The sequence below is a fragment of the Pseudoalteromonas atlantica genome, assembly GCF_043641955.1.
GTDB lineage: Bacteria > Pseudomonadota > Gammaproteobacteria > Enterobacterales > Alteromonadaceae > Pseudoalteromonas > Pseudoalteromonas atlantica_A.
The window spans coordinates 424,319-441,799 of record NZ_JBHZRV010000001.1; the positions used below are offsets into that span (position 1 = coordinate 424,319).

At 39.7% G+C, this 17,481-nt stretch carries 14 protein-coding genes; 1 reads left to right on the top strand and 13 read right to left on the bottom strand.

The genetic code is table 11. From position 1 onward, the window contains the following. Positions 1-60: 60 nt before the first annotated feature. From ACHUE3_RS01775 to ACHUE3_RS01825, 11 genes are all read right to left on the bottom strand, one after another. On the bottom strand, positions 61-4,170 hold the full coding sequence (locus ACHUE3_RS01775) for a hypothetical protein (protein WP_394189576.1): 4,110 nt from the start codon (positions 4,168-4,170) through the stop codon (positions 61-63). 280 nt (positions 4,171-4,450) lie between these two features. Further along, on the bottom strand, positions 4,451-5,758 hold the full coding sequence (locus tag ACHUE3_RS01780) for a tetratricopeptide repeat protein (RefSeq protein ID WP_394189578.1): 1,308 nt from the start codon (positions 5,756-5,758) through the stop codon (positions 4,451-4,453). Positions 5,759-5,773: 15 nt separating this feature from the next. Beyond that, a complete protein-coding gene (locus ACHUE3_RS01785; RefSeq protein ID WP_394190260.1) occupies positions 5,774-6,379 on the bottom strand; it encodes an energy transducer TonB in 606 nt (201 codons plus the stop codon). A 15-nt stretch (positions 6,380-6,394) separates the two neighbouring features. Continuing rightward, positions 6,395-6,805, bottom strand: a complete 411-nt coding sequence (locus ACHUE3_RS01790) for an ExbD/TolR family protein (RefSeq protein ID WP_058559390.1) — start codon at positions 6,803-6,805, stop codon at positions 6,395-6,397. Positions 6,806-6,853: 48 nt separating this feature from the next. Next, positions 6,854-7,381, bottom strand: coding sequence for a MotA/TolQ/ExbB proton channel family protein (locus ACHUE3_RS01795; protein ID WP_394189581.1), 528 nt, complete (start codon positions 7,379-7,381; stop codon positions 6,854-6,856). Between the two features lie 3 nt (positions 7,382-7,384). After that, positions 7,385-8,752, bottom strand: coding sequence for a MotA/TolQ/ExbB proton channel family protein (locus ACHUE3_RS01800; RefSeq protein WP_394189583.1), 1,368 nt, complete (start codon positions 8,750-8,752; stop codon positions 7,385-7,387). A 13-nt stretch (positions 8,753-8,765) separates the two neighbouring features. Then, positions 8,766-9,518, bottom strand: a complete 753-nt coding sequence (locus tag ACHUE3_RS01805) for a DUF3450 domain-containing protein (RefSeq protein ID WP_394189584.1) — start codon at positions 9,516-9,518, stop codon at positions 8,766-8,768. A 317-nt stretch (positions 9,519-9,835) separates the two neighbouring features. Further along, positions 9,836-10,462, bottom strand: coding sequence for a DsbA family protein (locus ACHUE3_RS01810; protein WP_394189586.1), 627 nt, complete (start codon positions 10,460-10,462; stop codon positions 9,836-9,838). Next, positions 10,462-11,553, bottom strand: a complete 1,092-nt coding sequence (locus ACHUE3_RS01815) for a GGDEF domain-containing protein (RefSeq protein ID WP_394189588.1) — start codon at positions 11,551-11,553, stop codon at positions 10,462-10,464. The genes ACHUE3_RS01810 and ACHUE3_RS01815 overlap by 1 nt, the downstream gene beginning before the upstream one ends. Before the next feature lie 22 nt (positions 11,554-11,575). Then, positions 11,576-13,465 (bottom strand): methyl-accepting chemotaxis protein, encoded by a 1,890-nt coding sequence (locus ACHUE3_RS01820; protein ID WP_394189590.1) that lies wholly within the window; start codon positions 13,463-13,465, stop codon positions 11,576-11,578. A 627-nt stretch (positions 13,466-14,092) separates the two neighbouring features. Next, positions 14,093-15,367, bottom strand: coding sequence for a sugar MFS transporter (locus tag ACHUE3_RS01825; RefSeq protein WP_394189592.1), 1,275 nt, complete (start codon positions 15,365-15,367; stop codon positions 14,093-14,095). A gap of 350 nt (positions 15,368-15,717) precedes the next feature. Between ACHUE3_RS01825 and ACHUE3_RS01830 the strand changes: the two genes are divergently transcribed. Then, positions 15,718-16,404, top strand: coding sequence for a hypothetical protein (locus ACHUE3_RS01830; RefSeq protein WP_394189594.1), 687 nt, complete (start codon positions 15,718-15,720; stop codon positions 16,402-16,404). Here ACHUE3_RS01830 and ACHUE3_RS01835 read toward each other — a convergent pair. Together ACHUE3_RS01835 and ACHUE3_RS01840 are read right to left on the bottom strand one after the other, a co-directional pair. Beyond that, on the bottom strand, positions 16,401-16,916 hold the full coding sequence (locus ACHUE3_RS01835) for an RNA methyltransferase (protein ID WP_394189596.1): 516 nt from the start codon (positions 16,914-16,916) through the stop codon (positions 16,401-16,403). The two genes, ACHUE3_RS01830 and ACHUE3_RS01835, sit on opposite strands and share 4 nt — an antisense overlap. Continuing rightward, complete coding sequence (locus ACHUE3_RS01840) at positions 16,916-17,413, bottom strand: YcgN family cysteine cluster protein (RefSeq protein WP_394189598.1); 498 nt, start codon at positions 17,411-17,413, stop codon at positions 16,916-16,918. Before ACHUE3_RS01840 ends, ACHUE3_RS01835 begins: the two co-directional genes overlap by 1 nt. Positions 17,414-17,481: the final 68 nt, after the last annotated feature.

The window sequence follows — 17,481 nt, forward strand, 5'->3', positions numbered from 1 at the left end:
TCCGAAACATGAACTAGAAGCTGGGCGAGAGCATGCTCTCGCCCGGGATAAAAAAGAGGGTTATTCAAGACCTACTTTTACCCAACCTGCTGTCCAGTCATTTTGTGCATCCATTGCACCGACGTAATCGACCTTATCAAAGAAGCTATTAAGGCTTGATGAGTCAAAACCTGCGCCAAGTAGCGCTGATTCAGCCGTTGGCATATATCCATTGTCACTTAAACCAAGCATTGCAGCTTCCATTACAGAGTTACCATCTTGCGCACTAAACCAAGACTCAACATTGCCATCTGCAATTGCCTCATCAGAGAAGTTATTCGCCGCTGTACATGCTACTACTGAATGACTGATGTTAAGTGAACCATCTTCTGCGCGTGGCACAGAGTCAGAACCTACTCGTAAACAGTTGCTGTATCCATCAGGTCCTGTAACAACTAGGTTTTTGATAACACCCGCTGTACCTGCACGAAGACGAACACCATTTACACCGTCAGCACCAATAATTGTTACATTTGAAATGGTAGGAGTAGTTAACGGCGACGCATCTGAATCAAACTCAGAGTTGTCAGCTTCAATAGCGTTATCACCATTTGTTGAGTCTTGTTTAATTAGGACGTATTGCGCATTACCTGTCCAACCAAAAGACCAATCTAATGAGTCATCACCAATATTAGTTAGTACTAAGTGACTAATGCTTGCAGTACCACCGAAGAACTCAACACCATCATCAAGATTTTCATGTACATGGATGTAATCAAGCTCTGTTTGACTACCTACACCCGCAATAGTAATACCATTTAGTTCATCACCATTACCCAGTGTTTTACCTGCTTGCTTAACAACAACATATTTTAATGTACCTGAGTTATCTTCAGGCTCGTTACCACCAAATAAGCCGGCATCACCTTCAGCTGGTACTCCACACTCTAGAAGTTCAGTATCCGTTGTTTCACCTTTTTGGTCACCACAAGAGTTAGCAGGTGCATTACCTAGTAATACTAAACCACCCCATTGACCGATATCTGTTTCGCCGCCCGTTACATCTTGAATTGATGTCATAACGATAGGCTGAGAAGCTGTACCCACTGCTTCAATTTGGGAACCACGACGAACAACTAAGAAGTCATCACCTGATTCACCAATTAACGTTGTGCCAAACTGAACGTATAGAGTTGCGCTATCAACACGGTCACCACCAACAGCAGTACGACCTTTTAGAATCCAGTGTGCATCATTTGTTAATGTAACATCAGACGTGAAGACCACATCTTGGTTAAGTTGATATACTGGCTTATCAGTCAGTTGCGGGAAGCTTGCCGATACATCCGTTGCTAAACCTTGCTCAAGTGCATTGGTTACTGATTGCGGGAAGTTAGGCGTTACAGCAACAGTCCAGCCGTCCATCCAATTGTTATCACCGTCAAACGCACCAATGTAATCTGTTTTGGTAAAGAACGGGTCAAGGTCAGATGCATCTACACCGGCACCAAGCAGTGGAGAACCTGATTTTGGCGTAAAACCGTCAGTCGCAAGGTTTAATGTTGCAGATGTTAGCGTCTGGTTACCTGTTTGACCTTCGAACCATGATTGAACATTCCCAGAACCAATTGCTTCGTCACCAAAGTTATTGTCTGTGTTACATGCAACTACCGAGTTTTCAATTGATAGCTCACCTGATTCTGCATTTGCAGCTGAGTCTGAGCCAACACGTAAACAGTTTTTGTAACCATCAGGACCCGTAATTACTACATTACGTAACACACCGGCTGTACCTGCACGTAAACGAACACCGTTAACGCCATCAGCACCTACTACTGTTACATTTGATACAAGCGGCTTAGTGAGTGGTGTGGCATTTGAATCAAACTCAGAGTTATCTGCTTCAAACGCGTTATCACCACCCGCAGCACTTTGCTGAATGTAAACGTTTTGAGCGCGACCAGTCCAACCAAATGACCAATCGAAAGAGTCATCACCGATATCTGTTAATACAACATTACGCACATTTACTGTACCGCCGAAGAACTCAATACCATCATCAAGGTTTTGGTGAACTTGAATATATTCAACCTTAGTATTTGAACCTACACCAGCGAACGAAATACCGTTTAGTTCATCACCATTACCCAATGTCTTACCAGCATGTTTAACAACTACATAACGGATAACACCTGAGTTATCTTCTGAGTCTGTACCACCAAATAATCCAGCATCACCTTCAGCTGGTACACCACACCCTTCTAGCTCTGCAGTGGTCGTTTCACCTTTTTGATCACCACATGAGTTAGCTGGTGCATTACCAAGTAATACTACGCCACCCCATTGGCCAATATTTGTTTCTGCACCTGTTACATCTTGAATAGATGTCATGGTGATTGGTGCTGTTGCAGTACCATTTGCATTGATTTGTGAACCACGGCGTACTACTAAGAAGTCATCACCTGATTCACCAATTAACGTTGTACCCGCTTGAACATATAATGTTGCACTATTTGTTCTATCGCCGCCTACAGCAGTTCGGCCGTTTAAGATCCAGTGTACGTCATTTGTTAGGGTAACATCGGCGTTAAACTCAGTATCTTCAGTTAGGCGATACACTGGTTTATCGGTAATTTGTGGGAACTCGCTTGATACATCTGTTGCAAAACCTTGCTCTTGTGCATTAGCTATATCTGTAGGGAAACCGCCGTTGATTGCAACAGTCCAGCCTTCCATCCAGTTATTAGATGTATTAAACGCACCAATTTGTGTGCCAGCAACAAGTGGAGAACCCACTAATGGCATGTAGCCGTTATCGTCTAACATAAGCTGCGCTGGTGTCAGTGTTTGGTTGTCATCTTGGCCTTCAAACCAAGCTTGAACTGTACCGCCGTTAATTGTTTCGCTACCAAAGTTGTTAGCCGGCGTTTGACACGCAACAATTGAGTTAGTGATAGTTAAAGAACCATCTTCTGCACGAGGTACAGAGTCTGAACCTACACGTAAACAATTTTCATATGTAGCAGGACCTGTAACAAATACATTTTTTAAAACACCTGCTGTACCTGCACGTAAGCGGATACCGTTATTACCTTCTGCACCAACAATAGTTACATTCTCGATAGTAGGATTTGTAAGCGGTGATGCTTCTGAATCAAACTCTGAGTTATCTGCTTCAATTGCATTATCGCCAAGGTTAGCAGCTTGTTGAATGTATACATTAGTTGCTTTACCTGTCCAACCAAATGACCAATCTAATGAGTCATCACCAATGCTAGTTAAAACAACATTGCTAACATTCACTGTGCCACCAAAAAACTCGATGCCATCGTCAAGGTTTTCATGAACCTGGATGTACTCTACAGTCGTTGCAGAGCCAACACCACCAAACGTAATACCGTTTAATTCATCACCATTGCCAAGCGTTTTACCTGCTTGTTTAACAACAACGTACTTGATAGTACCTGAATTATCAGCTTCGTCTTCACCACCGAACAAGCCAGCATCACCTTCAGCTGGAACACCACAACCTGCAAGCTCTTCAGTTGTTGTTTCACCTTTTTGGTCACCACACGAGTTCGCTGGTGCATTACCTAAAAGAACTAAACCGCCCCATTGGCCAATGCCTGTTTCAGCACCCGTTACATCTTGAATTGATGTCATTGTGATAGGTTGAGAAACAGTACCTACTGATTCAATTTGAGAACCACGACGTACAACAAGGAAATCATCGCCTGTTTCGCCAATTAGTGTAGTACCTTGTTGAATATAAAGAACGGTATTGTCAGCACGGTCATTACCAACCGCTGTACGCCCTTGTAATATCCAATGCGCATCGTTTGTAAGCGAAACATCTGCTGTAAATACAGTATCAGCAGCTAATTTATAAACTGGCTTGTCAGTAATTTGTGGGAAAGAGCTTGAAACATCAGTCGCTAAACCTTGAACTAATGCATTATCAATATCGGTAGGGAAACCAGTTGTAGCATTTTGTGAATCATCGCGGCTTGAATCGTCGCCGCCATTATCACCACCATTGTCGCCACCATTTTCATAATTATTATTAATAGTGTCGCCTTCATTAACTGTTGTATTAGCGTCGCCTTCTTTTACGACTAAGTCACCACCACAACCTGCTAAAGAAACCGCTGCTGCTACTAAACTAACTTTAAATAAGTCAGATAATTTCATTGTTCACTCCGTTAAGATATTTAATTATTTTGTTAGTGCATTTAAATAAAAACCCAAGTCAGCTTAAAACACGATTGACATGCTTTAAGGTCACTTGAGTTTTTCAACGTGACTACCTTACGGGAGCTGTATGACAGGGAGGTTACACTTTAATAAACATAAAATGACAATCTAAGTTATTTGATTACAATAACTTAAGCTTATAGAAACGAAAAAAACCGCCCGAAGGCGGCTTTGGTGTTGCGATTATAAATTGGTCAGTAAACGCGTATGCAATTACTTAAAGTAAAGCGGTGCGAAGTGTCTCTGCATGGACTTTTTCGTTTTTAACGTACTTGATCCATTGTGTCGCTAAACGTTGTGATTTTTTATGCTTTTCAGCTTGCTCAAATGCTAAAATAGACGCATCAAAATTCTTTAAATTATATTGTGCCATACCCAATGCAACATACGCGTTTGATTCAAAGTCTAACCCGCCTTTGTCTAATGCTGCACGTGCAGCATCGGCCGCTTTATTGTAATTCTGCGTATTAATTAGCACTTCTGCTAATCGCTGGTCATACTTACCGTGAGTTGATAAATCAGCGGCTTTTGCGAAAAATTGTGCAGATTTTTCATCTTCTTTCGCTTGTACCATTGCTTCAGCAATAAAGGCATAATTTTTAGCTGTTTTTTCAACTACACCCGACGCCATAGCTTGTTGCATCACATCGGCTGCTTTATAAGAAAGCCCATTATACATATACACTTGTGAAAGCTGGGTTAACCCTGACTTAGAGTTTAAAAAGCCCTGCTGGTAAGCCGCTTCTAAAACAGCCAACTGTTTTTTCTCAGCACCCGTTTCACCGTACATACCACCTAGCTGTACCCAGTACTCAGGCTTATTGTAAAGTTTTACCATGCGCTCAAGAACATCAACTACTTTTTGTGGTTGATTTAGTGAATAGTACATTGCGCGTTGCAAGACTAACCAGTTTTCTTTAGGTTCTTTACCCTCACTATCAGCCTGAGCAATTGCTTGATTAATGCTGTTAATGCCTTTGCTATAATCTTTCATTTGATAAAAAGCTTGGGCCTTAAGCACATAATATGCATCAGTTTTTGGCTTAGTGTTAATGTTATCCCAATCATTTAAAAATGAGATAACCTTGTCGTAATCACCATTGGCCATTGCCAACTGCGCTAAACTGAAAGTCGTGCTTAACCGTAATGTCTCAGGGATAGCCTCTGCATTAACAACATTCTCAAATGAAGCAATTGCTTTCGCTAAATCGTTCTCGTTGTAATAAATAAAACCATAAAAGTTATGCATCATGGCTATTTCATAGTCATTCATACTTGATGAACGTTCTTTAATGCTATTAAGCGCTTCTAACCCTGCTTTTGCATCTCCGTCATCAGCTAACTTTTGCGCACGTGCTAGCTGGCTGTATACTTTTTCACGCAGTGCTGGTACACGCTTAGTTTTTTGCTCTGCCGCATAGGCTGTCGCGATGTTTACACCAGGTATAAAGCTAACAACTGTTGGCAACGCTACGCTGGTGGTGAATGCTGTGGCACAAATCAGTGCAATTTTTAATGGTTTCATAATCGCCTCGCTACTCTATCCGTTTATTTGGAATGAGATTTTGTTCTGTACACCCGCAACTTCAACGGCTTCTCCGTTTACTACGCGTGGTTTGTATTTAAACTTAAGAGCTGCATCCATCGCTGCTCGGTCAAACAATGACTCAGGCTCTGCTCTAATAACTTGTGGGTCGCGAACGGTGCCTTGTTTCGTTACAGTAAATTCAACAATGACATACCCTTCTATGCCTCTTGATAGGGCTCTTCTAGGATAAACAGGCGCCACTTTTACAATCGGTAAATATTCGCCATCACTGGATTCAAGTGCTAAACCACCTGCAAGATTTACGTCGGTCTCGACATTGGCACCAAAATCAAAGTTTGATGCACTCGCGTTAGGATCACTGTTTTGCATTTGCGGTGAATCCATTGGCGGAGGCGGCTCTTTCGGCTTTGGTGGCTTTTGTGGTTTACGCTCTTTCTTTTGTACCGTTTCTTCTTTTTTTAAACGAACAAAATCAAGTACATTCCCTTTAGCTGGCTCGCTCATAGCGCCTTCACCACCCGTTATCAATGCTTGCATACCTAAAAACAGTAAAAAAGTAACAACACCTGCAATCACTAATGCAACTAAATATCGCAACATATCAGTTCCTTATCACGCTTCTTGCGCAGCAATTGAAACGTCAAACGCACCAGCAGCACGTGATGCATCCATCACTTTAATCAATACTTCGGTGGTGGCTTTTTTATCTGCTTGAATAACCACACTACCTTGTGGGTTTTCTGCTTTTAAGCGTTCTATATTTGCTTGTACTGCACGCTCGTCTACTTTACGTTTATTTATCCAAATCTCACCCGTATCAGAAATAGCTACTAAAATATTTGCGCGTTCTTTTTTAACAGCTGTTGCTGCTTCAGGGCGGTTCACATCAATACCCGCTTCTTTAACAAACGAAGCTGTCACAATGAAGAAGATAAGCATGATAAAAACAACGTCTAGCATTGGCGTCATGTTAATTTCTTCTGCTTCGTCTTCTTGTAATAAATTACCTAATGGGGCTCTCATTTTTTACTCCTTGGCAAAGCAGCGCTTGGCTGCTTTACAAAAATTTTATTAGTGGTCTAAAACCATATTATCTTCAAGTAGCTCTACTTCGCGCTTCGCTCGGCGTTGCAAAAATGTAGAGGCAAATACACCAGAGAGCGCACCAACCATTCCCGCCATTGTCGGGATAGTTGCTTTTGACACTCCAGATGCCATTGAACGAGCACTGCCTGTGCCTGTCACTGCCATTACATCAAAAACTTCTATCATGCCTGTTACTGTGCCAAGTAGACCAAGTAACGGGCAAAGTGCAACCATCACATTAATTAACGCTAAGTTGGTGTTAAGCTGCATTCCTGCGCGTGAGATCATCGCTTGACGAATTTGCTCTGCATTCCAGCTGTTACGCTCACTGCGGTTATGCCAAGTCGCTTTAACATCGCGTTTGTATTGCTTGTAACCTTGAAAGAAAAATATAAATCGCTCGAGTATCAATAACCACATCGCGAAGATTAACACTCCGATGACCAAGAGAACTTGGCCACCAGTGTCGAGAAAATCACGGATAGCATTGATTGAATCAATCAACTGCACCATGGTTTATGCTCCCTTCTCGCTACGCTCAGCAATGATGCCTGCGCTTTGCTCTTGGATAATTAACAAGATGTTTTTAGCGCGAGTGTTAAGCAAGGTGTATAAAAATACGGTTGGAATTGCTACAACAAGACCCAGTACTGTTGTTACAAGTGCTTGTGAAATACCGCCCGCCATTAGTTTAGGGTCACCAGTACCAAATAAAGTGATTGCTTGGAAGGTGTTGATCATACCGGTTACTGTACCAAGTAGACCAAGTAATGGAGCAACTACCGAGATAATTTTAATCAGCGTTAGGTTACGTGTAATTTTAGGCATTTCACGTAAAATAGCTTCGCTTAATTTAAGCTCAAGTGTATCGTAAGCAACATCAGGGTACTGGTCTTTAACTTTCATTACACGCCCTAGTGGATTGTCATCACGTGCGACGGTGTCTTTAAGTTGACGACGAACTTTACCGCCAATTAGCATCAGTGATAAGAATCGTTCAATCGCAATTAGTAAGGCAATAACACCTACACCTAAAATAACGTACCCGACTGTACCACCTTGGTGAACGCGTTCTTGCGTATCAGGTGCTTGTACTAATAAGCCAAGGATAGAACCACCTGTTGGGTCAAGTGCAAATTGTACAACACCTGAATCAGCACTCTGTAAATCTTGCGCCGTAGCAGTAAAACGCGACACTGGCTGACGAGTAAGTTGGCTAATCGTATTTGTAGCTGCGTTATATTCTAAGTATTTGCCGTTAGAAATAAGGTTAAATGCACCTACTCGTACAACTTCTTGTTGTGCTTTAGCACCGCCTTCTACGATAACGTCTGTTGTAAAGCGAGAAACTTTACCCTGCTCTGTCATTTCACGTTGAAGCTCGTACCATACTTGTTCAATATCTTCGATTGAAGCAAGGTTTGAGGTTGAACCCATCTTAACCGCAAGCTCATCCATAAATTTGCTGCGATCTTGAATTTGGGCAGATACAACCGAGGTCATAAATTTATTGCTTGAGTCCCCTGCAACTTGTTGCAGAACACCAAACAATTCTTTTAGTGAACCCATACGGTTTGATAATGTGTCTGTTAAATTAGCAAGCTTAACTTCGTTTTCTTCAAACTGTGTTTCAAGGCGCTCAGACTGTGCAAGCATTTGATTACGTTTGGCCTGCGTGTCTTGAAGCATTTGCACTTGTTCGTTTTGGCGTGATTTAAATTCTTGTTCACGTTGCTGATTTTGTGCAGATTGCGCTGATTTACCTTGCTCTAAGGTTTTTAATAACGCATCTAAATCCATTGGTTCTGCTGCCATGCTGCTTGCAGCAAAGCCTAAGCCTGTTACAAGTGCGGCCATTTTTGTCATTTTGGTAAGTAATTTCATCGTCAAAAACCTCTTATTCAGCCGCGTGTACTGGTAGTGTTAACATATCTGGGGCAAGTTGCTTACGCGCAATGCGTAAGCCTTTACTGATTTGGCTAATTGTTGAATCTGGTAGCGCAACAAATGACTTTGTTTGTTGATCCCAACTGCCTGCTTTTTTACCGTCACGCGTTAAATAGATAAGCTCTAAACGACCGATACGTAAAAAATCAACTTCGCGCTCTTGGCCTTCTACACTGAGTAGCGCTGTGTAGGCTTCAATGGTACGACCGTAATCCACTTCAACTTGGTAAGCTTCTAAAAGGCGGCGGAATTTTTCACTTGAGTTGATGTCTGCACGGTCCATCATGCCTTTTAGTGATGTAATTCGTTTTGCACGTTCATCTTTTAAGAAAGGCACATCAAGCGATACAAATTGCTCAAGACCCGTAATCATGCGGATCATTAATGGTGTAATTTGACGTTCAATCACAGATACTTTATCCATAGAAGCATTTAAGTCTTCCATTTCAGTAATCTGATTATTGAGTTGTTTGGTCAGCTGTGCATTGTATACAGCTAAACCGTCGATCTCTTTGTTTAGTGCTGTAAATTGCTGAAGACGACCTTGCATAGAGTCTGCAATCTTGTCTATTTTTGTTTGTGATTGCGCAGCTGATTTATTAATTTCACTGCTTTTGTTAATTACCGTATTAAGCTCATTAGCTTGTACTGTGGCAGTTGCTGCTACAATACCTGCAAGAATCAATGGTTTAACGCCTATCATCGCATACACCTTACTCGTTAATTACTATTGGTTTGTTTTAATGAGCGAGAGTTTAGAGATTAAAGATGACAAGAGTGTTGCTTGAAAAAGTCTTTTTTGTTACAGCTGTAACAAATAATACAACTAAGGCGAAATTATAATTTTAAGCAATTGAAATTTATATATAAATTTAAGGTGCACAACTTAAGCTGCAGAAACAAATATTATTATACCTATTGCGGATTGGTATTACTGACACTCAACCAAAAATAAATATGCGTAAAACAAAGTTAGAACCAAGTTAGGTTACTAAGAAGTAAGCGCGCTAATCCGCCGCATTATACCTGGCTAACAATACGCTCAATTGTAGTGTGAGTAAGTTGCCAGTGCGTGTAATCAATAGGAATAGGGTATACGCTGCCGTGTGCAATTAAAATTAATGAAGGAAAGCCTTGAATAGGTAACGTTCTAACCTGAGCTATCTCTGTCATTAACTCTTGATCTAAAACGGTTGAGTTTAACTGTTGTTCAAAATCTTCCTGACTCGCTATGCCTAATTCTTGAGCTATTTCAGCCAACACACTTTTGTTTGAGGGATTACGTGCTTGAAGGTAATAAGCATGTTGAATCGCTTCAATCATTTGTGATTCTTTTTTAACTTTACGCGCAAGTAAAGCAGCTCTGCAAGCAGGGTAAGTTGAACGCCTAGGCTGGCATGTGAGCCAAAAGTCAAAGTTAAATTTGGTACCGAGTTTGTTACTTATTGTATGCCATGTATTTTGTAACATATGCTGCATTTGCTCTGGCATTGGTTCTGAACTATCAGGGGCCAAGCCACCAACACGGTATTCAATAGTTACAATACCGTCAAGAGCTTGCTTTAATTGCTGCCAAGCAGGTGTAAAACCCCAGCACCAACTACACATAGGGTCATAAACATAAATAAGCTTTGCTGTATCAGACATTATAAAAAATCACTTCCAGAATATACCACACGATTACGGCCACTGTGCTTAGCATTGTAGAGCCTGTCATCAGCAAGCTTAATCCCTTCATTAAACTGTTCAATATGCTTAACCTCTGAGATGCCGATGCTACATGTGAGATCAATTTTTATATTTTCATAAATAAACGCTTTATTATCGACTTGCTTTAATAAAGTATCGGCTATCGTTACAGCTGTTGAAAGTGCTGTTTCAGGTAAAATGACCATGAACTCCTCGCCACCGTAGCGTACTTTAATATCATGCACTCTTAATTGCTCTTCAAGTAAAGTAGCAAAATCAACCAAGACGTTATCACCAATATTATGACCGTAGGTATCATTAATAACTTTAAAATGGTCTAAGTCGATTAATAATATACTTAACGGTAAATACTTAGCAGGGTTGGCGTTAGTAAGTGGTAAAAAGTGGCTTAATATAAAACGCCTATTAGCTAAACCTGTTAACTGATCGGTATGAGCATCTTGTTTTTGTGACAAGGTCATACGAGCTATTTCTAAGTGGCTCTTATTTCTGAAGTACTCACCTATCAAGCTAAATAGAAAAACAAGCGAAAACGCCGCAACAAATCGTCCTTTTTCGGTAACAGGGTATTCAACTTGACCAATACTCGGCCCGAAAAGTAATAAGGAGGTAAAAAATAACAAAAGTGATACTAGGACAAAACCTAATCGATAACCCAACGTAGAGAATGCTACAACGGGGTAAAACATTACCCAGTAAAGCGCTGTATTTTCTTTTCCACCGGTATAAACCAGCGCTAAACATAAAACACATATAATGGTTAACACTATTACTGCGATTGTGTTGAAACGCCCTGTTTTAGAAAAATACAAGGCAAATATCAATAAGCTAATGTCAGACACTATAAGCGTAACGGTTAAAAATATAGGATAAACATCATAATTTGAAACAACTAACGTAGTGATTAGAATTAAAGCCACGAATATCATGGTAAAAAAAGTGAAAGCGCGTCGTTGATTCTCCGCGCTATAGACATTTTCAATATTGATTAAATTTAACCAACTAGCTTTTTTATCAAATTTTGGCATTACTGTCTGTAATTCTTATCAGTTATACTTTAAAGCGAAGAACCATCTTCTCAAGATCATCAAATTGTAATTTTAACCGAGTGCATTCCTCTAACGTGTTATTAAGATTACTTTGGCCTTGTTGTGACAACTCACTTATATTATGAATATCACTATCAAGTGATTGAATTACATGATTTTGCTCTGTTGTTGCGTTGGCAACGCTATGATTAACATTATCAATTGACTCAATTGCTTTAGTTACATCAGCCATTTTATCGCCAGCAACATGAGCCTGTTTTACGCTGTTGTCACTCTCGAGTAGACTTGCTTTCATAACATTTACAGCGCTCTCAGAACCTTTTTGTAATTGAACTACGGTGTCTTCAATTTCTTTTGTAGACTGCTGCGTTCGATGAGCAAGCTGTCTCACTTCATCCGCAACAACAGCAAAACCTCGGCCAGCCTCTCCTGCTCGCGCGGCTTCTATTGCTGCATTTAATGCGAGTAAATTGGTTTGCTCACTCACACCTTTTATTACCTCAAGCACTTGTTCGATACTGGCAGAGTGTTTGGCAACACTGTTAATAGTTGTTTGGGCTTTTTCCATATTGGTAGAGAGTGAGTTAATTGCCGCTATATTTTCGTTTAACGATTTTTGGCTTTGCACCGATTGCGCGTTTGCATCAGTAGCGAGGCTAGAGGCATGCCTTGCACTATTAGATATTTCAACAGCACTGGATGAAAGTTGGTTAATTGCAGTTGCAACACTATCTGTTCGTTTAGTTTGATCGCTATACATATTCAAGGTTGATTCTGTTTGTTCTACAAGGCTTTCAACAGAGCGCTCTAGTTGCACTGTTGTGGTTTTAACTTGATCAATTGAAGTATGTATTTTATCAATAAATGCGTTGAAATAGGCTGATAGCTCGCCAAATTCATCGTCGTTTTCTATTTCTAAGCGGCGTGTTAAATCACCTTCACCTTGAGCAATATCTTTAATAGCATCATTTAATCTTCGCATTGGGCGCATTAAGTAACGCAGTGAATACTGCATCATAAGAACAATAGCAAACACGCCTAAAACCATATAGATTGCAGCCATATTGCGAAATGATGCAACAGAGGAATACGCAATCTCTTTATTAATTACAACACCTAGATACCAATTAACATTCTCAATTCCCTTAATTTTGGTAAAAGAAACAAGAAAGTCATCGCCATTAATGTCAACTTCGACAAATTGAGATTCTAAAGGAAGGTTTTTAGAAAACAATTTATCCATATTTTGATCGTTCAATTTAGTATTTGGATGACTTAAAATCCGACCATTACTATCAAGTAAAAAGCCATAACCAAACCCTAAAAAATCAATCTCATTTACAATTTTAGTAATTGTTTTCATGTCAATATCCGCGCCTGCTACACCATTAAATGAACCATTGATGGTGATTGGTGCAACAGCCGATATTGTAAGCTCATTCGTTGTTACATCTATATAAGGTGTAGTAAATGCAGTGTTAGTTTTATTTTCGACTAACTTATACCAAGGGCGCTTAGTGGCATCATAATCCGCAGGGAGAACGATACTTTGATCGTTTAGTACAAATGTACCATCAGGCTTACCTATATAAGTATTTTTAAAACTACCAGCCATTTCAGCGGTGTTCAGTTGACTCAAGGTTACAGCTTCACTGTCTGCTTGTTGGTGAGTTTTGGCAACGGAAACAACAATCGCCAGTTTATTATTAAGCCAGTTAGCAATATTTTGTGACACCGATTGAGAGCTTTCTTGCAACACTGCTGATAATTGCTGCTGGGTTTGGGTCCGCATTGAAATAAAATTATTGATAGTAAACAAACCAAGTACCAGCACTAAAACAATCGATGCAGCAATAGTAACTTTGGTTGTAAACTTTAGGGAGCTTTGCATAGGGAGCCTATTTATTTTTCTTTATTAGCATCTTAGTTTTAACAAATAACAGTGAATTTGTCTCACTTAATCGCTATTTGTCACGCTATTAACAACAAAAATAAGTATTTAGTACTGCTTATCATTTATTTAATATGAATGAATAAGCATGTTAGGTAACCTGAACTCTGGATAATAAATCTATCTCCAGCGGCTACTTTCAACGCTAACTGCGTTGAATTTACTTGCAATAGGCTAGCTATTGACGCGTAAATTCGCCTTGTTATCGCTAAAAGTCTTCGGCTGGAGACTAATAAATATATTTGTAATGTAATATCGATACATTATTACATCTCTTAACCAGAGTTCAGGTTAGGTAAATATAATAGTTAACAATTTCACTTAAGTATTGTTATTTCAGTGTAGTAGAAATTATCAATTATTCATGCAAAGCAAATATTGGAACGTTCCTAGAGCTTTTCATTATTTTAGTTTTGAATACGTATTCAGTGATTTTCATTGGCAGGTTATTTAATGCTTTCCAGCATTAATTGTCTCGGTTCAATAATTAACTTTATAAATACAGTAAATAAAAAATGCACTTACCTAAGTAAGTGCATTTATAAAAACGATGTACTCTATGAACTATTATTTACTCACTAGCTGTTGCCATCTATTTGATAATTTAACAACATTAAGGCCGTACCATGCTATGAAAACATAACAGATAACAGGTACAAAGAAACTATCTTGAATACTCACAGTATCTGCTACAAACCCTTGTAGTAATGGGATCAGTGCACCGCCTACGATAGCCAAACATAACCAACCAGAACCTTTACTTGTTTGAGAACCCAAACCTTCAATCGCCAGAGAGAATATGGTTGGAAACATGATTGAGTTAAATAAACCAATCGCAAGCACGCTGTACAAAGCAACACTTCCTTGCGTAAATATAGTGATTAACAGCAATGCTATAACTGCAAACCCATTAAAGGCTAGTACTTTAGATGGCGCAACTTTTTGCATCAAAGCTGAACCGATAAAGCGACCGACCATTGCCCCACCCCAATAATACGCAATCAGTGCTGAAGCTGCATGCTCTTCTAACCCTGCGATATGTGCTTCACCAAAAAAGTTAACTAAAAAGCTACCAATAGCAACCTCACCACCTACATAACAAAATATACCAACAACACCCATAATAAGATGAGGCGCTTTAGTTAACGAATGATCCTTCGCTTTACAGTCGTTTTGCTCTTTGTGGGCTTTTATTTCAGGCAATTTTAAAAATGCGAATACAACAGCAATGGTTAATAATGCAGCGGCGAGCATTAAATATGGAATCTTAACCGACTCTGCTGATGCAGCACCGGCGGTTAAAGACCCGGCAGCACCAAAGAAAAGAATACCTCCAACATACGGGCCTACTGTAGTACCCAATGCATTCAATGCTTGAGCTAAATTTAAACGCGAAGAAGCAGTTTTTTCTGGCCCAAGCGCGGCAACATAAGGGTTTGCCGAAACCTGTAATACGGTAATGCCACCAGCAAGTACAAACAAAGCTGTTAAAAATAGCCAATATTCATGTACAACAACCGCAGGGTAAAACAATAAGCACCCTATTGAAGCAACTACCAAGCCCGATAAAACACCATTTTTATAGCCAAAGTTTTTAACTAATAAGCCAGCAGGTAAAGAAACAATAAAATAAGCACCAAAAAAACAAAACTGTACCAGCATTGCTTCGGTATAAGTTAAATCAAAAACGCCTTTCAAACGTGGAATTAACACATCATTTAAAACCGTTATAAATCCCCATAAAAAAAACAGGGTGGTCATCGCCGTTAAAGCGGGCAGATAGTTTTTATTTTGCTGCTGCTCATTTGTTTCAAAATGTTCGTTTGTATTTATTTCACTCACGTGGTTTTCACTCCATTAACAAGTTGCTATCGATTCTACACATAGCACCAAGAAGATCACAAACTATTATTAGGAACGTTCCAATGCTCAACTACCTATAACTAGCTTTAGCGAGTTAAAATAGTGAATTTAGCTGGCGCGGTGATACCTCTGCTTGATAAGTTTATACAGCTATTTTTAAATAGGTATTTTTCATTTAGCATTTTTTACGACTATAGTTAAATTTCAATTTTATAATTTAAGATTCAAACGTATTTCAGGATGCAATTTTCTTCAACCTATAAAAAGAACAGACCCTAAGGTCTAAAAATTTTATTTTACATAAATGAATGTGGCTTATTGGAGAGCGAATGAACAACAAATTGTTGAATTTATCTGTAATGCTTATGAGCTTGTATACATTAAATGGATATTGCGAATCGTGGGAACTTAAATTAGACCATACAACCGCTGTAAGTGTTAGCGAGAATGACACATTGCAAATGCAATCCAAGGTTAGAGAGTTAATTAGTAGTCAACATGCTGCTTTAGACAATTTATATGCTACTTCAACAAACAATCATTCATTTGCTGTTGTTAAAACTGAAACGCTTATATCAGTGTCGCTTGCTCCTTTTTTAAAATCTAATTATTCAGCCAAGTCGTCTGTATCAAAGTGGGTAAATTCTTTTGGCCTAAATCACTCCTATTCTAACGCACAAGTTGATTTGTATGATGAAATTAAAATTCCTCACCTTATTGGTCCAATCAATTATAAGTCAGATGGTTTAAAATTAGCTTATCAGATAAGCCAGCCTATTGGGTATAATTGGGAGTTAACATCATCAGGTGATATTGGCGGTTACGGGTTTAAAGATACCTTATCGGGGAGTGTTAAGCTTGGAGTGACATATAAATTGACGCCTCGATGGGATGTCTCAGCCCTTTATAAAGGCAGTTATTTGGAGCTTGATAGCCGTAATACTGTAGAAAACTACAACTTTGATTACGAAGCACTAACGCATGGGCCTGTGATCAGTGCATCATTCCAGTTTTAGCCAGACTTTTTCCAGCTCATTTTGTTGTTTGTATCACGGCTTTTGATAATTGTACTATCTGAGCATTCAACCCCACCTAACTTTGCAAGCCTGTCGTATAACACAACATTACACGTCGCAGCCAAGTTCATACAGCCAATCGTCGGTACATACACCACTTCATCACACCATTTAAGGACGTCTTTGCTAATTGAGCCATCTTCTGGTCCAAAAACATAAAACGCATTCTCAGGATGTTTAAAATCAGGTAGCGGCGTCGCTCCTTCTATCAACTCAATGACAACCACTTTTGCACCTGCTGGAATTGCATTTTTTAGATCATCAACGGCCGTCAATGGGATTCGCTCAACCACATTTTTTGTATCGGTATGAAATTTTTGGGCATTCAAATATCGCGTGCCTGTAAAAAACACTTGTTTTGCATCATAACAACCCGCGGCACGTAGCACACCGCCAACATTAGTAGGGCTTTTAGGGTTAATTAATCCTATTGTTGAGAGTAGCTGGGTCATTAATCGAAGTCCTGTGTGGGCCATTGAGCAACATATAAATCAAAGTCGTCCAAGTCTACATCACAATCTTTAACGGTCTTGTCTCGCACTGATATACCCAGTTCGTGCATCAATTCTTTGCTACCGTTATTATTTAATGGATGCCATGAAGCTAAACCACGTCCTTCATGTAAACGTCGATAGCTGCAACTTTGTGGCATAAAGAAAATACTGTCGAGGTTTTCTTTGGTGAGTTTTACACATGACGGTACAAGTGTTTGGCGGTTTTCGTATTCACTACAGCCACATGTATTATTGTCTAGGTATTGGCATACAATATTTGTAAAAATGAGCTCTTCGCCCTCACGGAGTTGATCCGTAGCCGTAAATTCGTCTTCATCTTCACTGTCTATAAAAGTGTTTAAACAGCATTTACCACAACCATCGCAAATGGCTTCCCATTCTGGTTGAGACATCTGCTCTAATGATTTTTTTAGCCAAAATTGATTATCTAACATGTTAAAACTCAGCGCCCCTAAGAGCGCGCAGTTTACCGTAAACAAGGTCATCGCGCAAAGCTAGCAGC

Coding starts and splice junctions, on each gene's coding strand:
- ACHUE3_RS01800 (WP_394189583.1), bottom strand. CDS start 8,752: ATGAAATTACTTACCAAAATGACAAAAATGGCCGCACTTGTAACAGGC.
- ACHUE3_RS01805 (WP_394189584.1), bottom strand. CDS start 9,518: ATGATAGGCGTTAAACCATTGATTCTTGCAGGTATTGTAGCAGCAACT.
- ACHUE3_RS01815 (WP_394189588.1), bottom strand. CDS start 11,553: ATGCCAAAATTTGATAAAAAAGCTAGTTGGTTAAATTTAATCAATATT.
- ACHUE3_RS01795 (WP_394189581.1), bottom strand. CDS start 7,381: ATGGTGCAGTTGATTGATTCAATCAATGCTATCCGTGATTTTCTCGAC.
- ACHUE3_RS01810 (WP_394189586.1), bottom strand. CDS start 10,462: ATGTCTGATACAGCAAAGCTTATTTATGTTTATGACCCTATGTGTAGT.
- ACHUE3_RS01780 (WP_394189578.1), bottom strand. CDS start 5,758: ATGAAACCATTAAAAATTGCACTGATTTGTGCCACAGCATTCACCACC.
- ACHUE3_RS01775 (WP_394189576.1), bottom strand. CDS start 4,170: ATGAAATTATCTGACTTATTTAAAGTTAGTTTAGTAGCAGCAGCGGTT.
- ACHUE3_RS01830 (WP_394189594.1), top strand. CDS start 15,718: ATGAACAACAAATTGTTGAATTTATCTGTAATGCTTATGAGCTTGTAT.
- ACHUE3_RS01790 (WP_058559390.1), bottom strand. CDS start 6,805: ATGAGAGCCCCATTAGGTAATTTATTACAAGAAGACGAAGCAGAAGAA.
- ACHUE3_RS01840 (WP_394189598.1), bottom strand. CDS start 17,413: ATGTTAGATAATCAATTTTGGCTAAAAAAATCATTAGAGCAGATGTCT.
- ACHUE3_RS01835 (WP_394189596.1), bottom strand. CDS start 16,916: ATGACCCAGCTACTCTCAACAATAGGATTAATTAACCCTAAAAGCCCT.
- ACHUE3_RS01820 (WP_394189590.1), bottom strand. CDS start 13,465: ATGCAAAGCTCCCTAAAGTTTACAACCAAAGTTACTATTGCTGCATCG.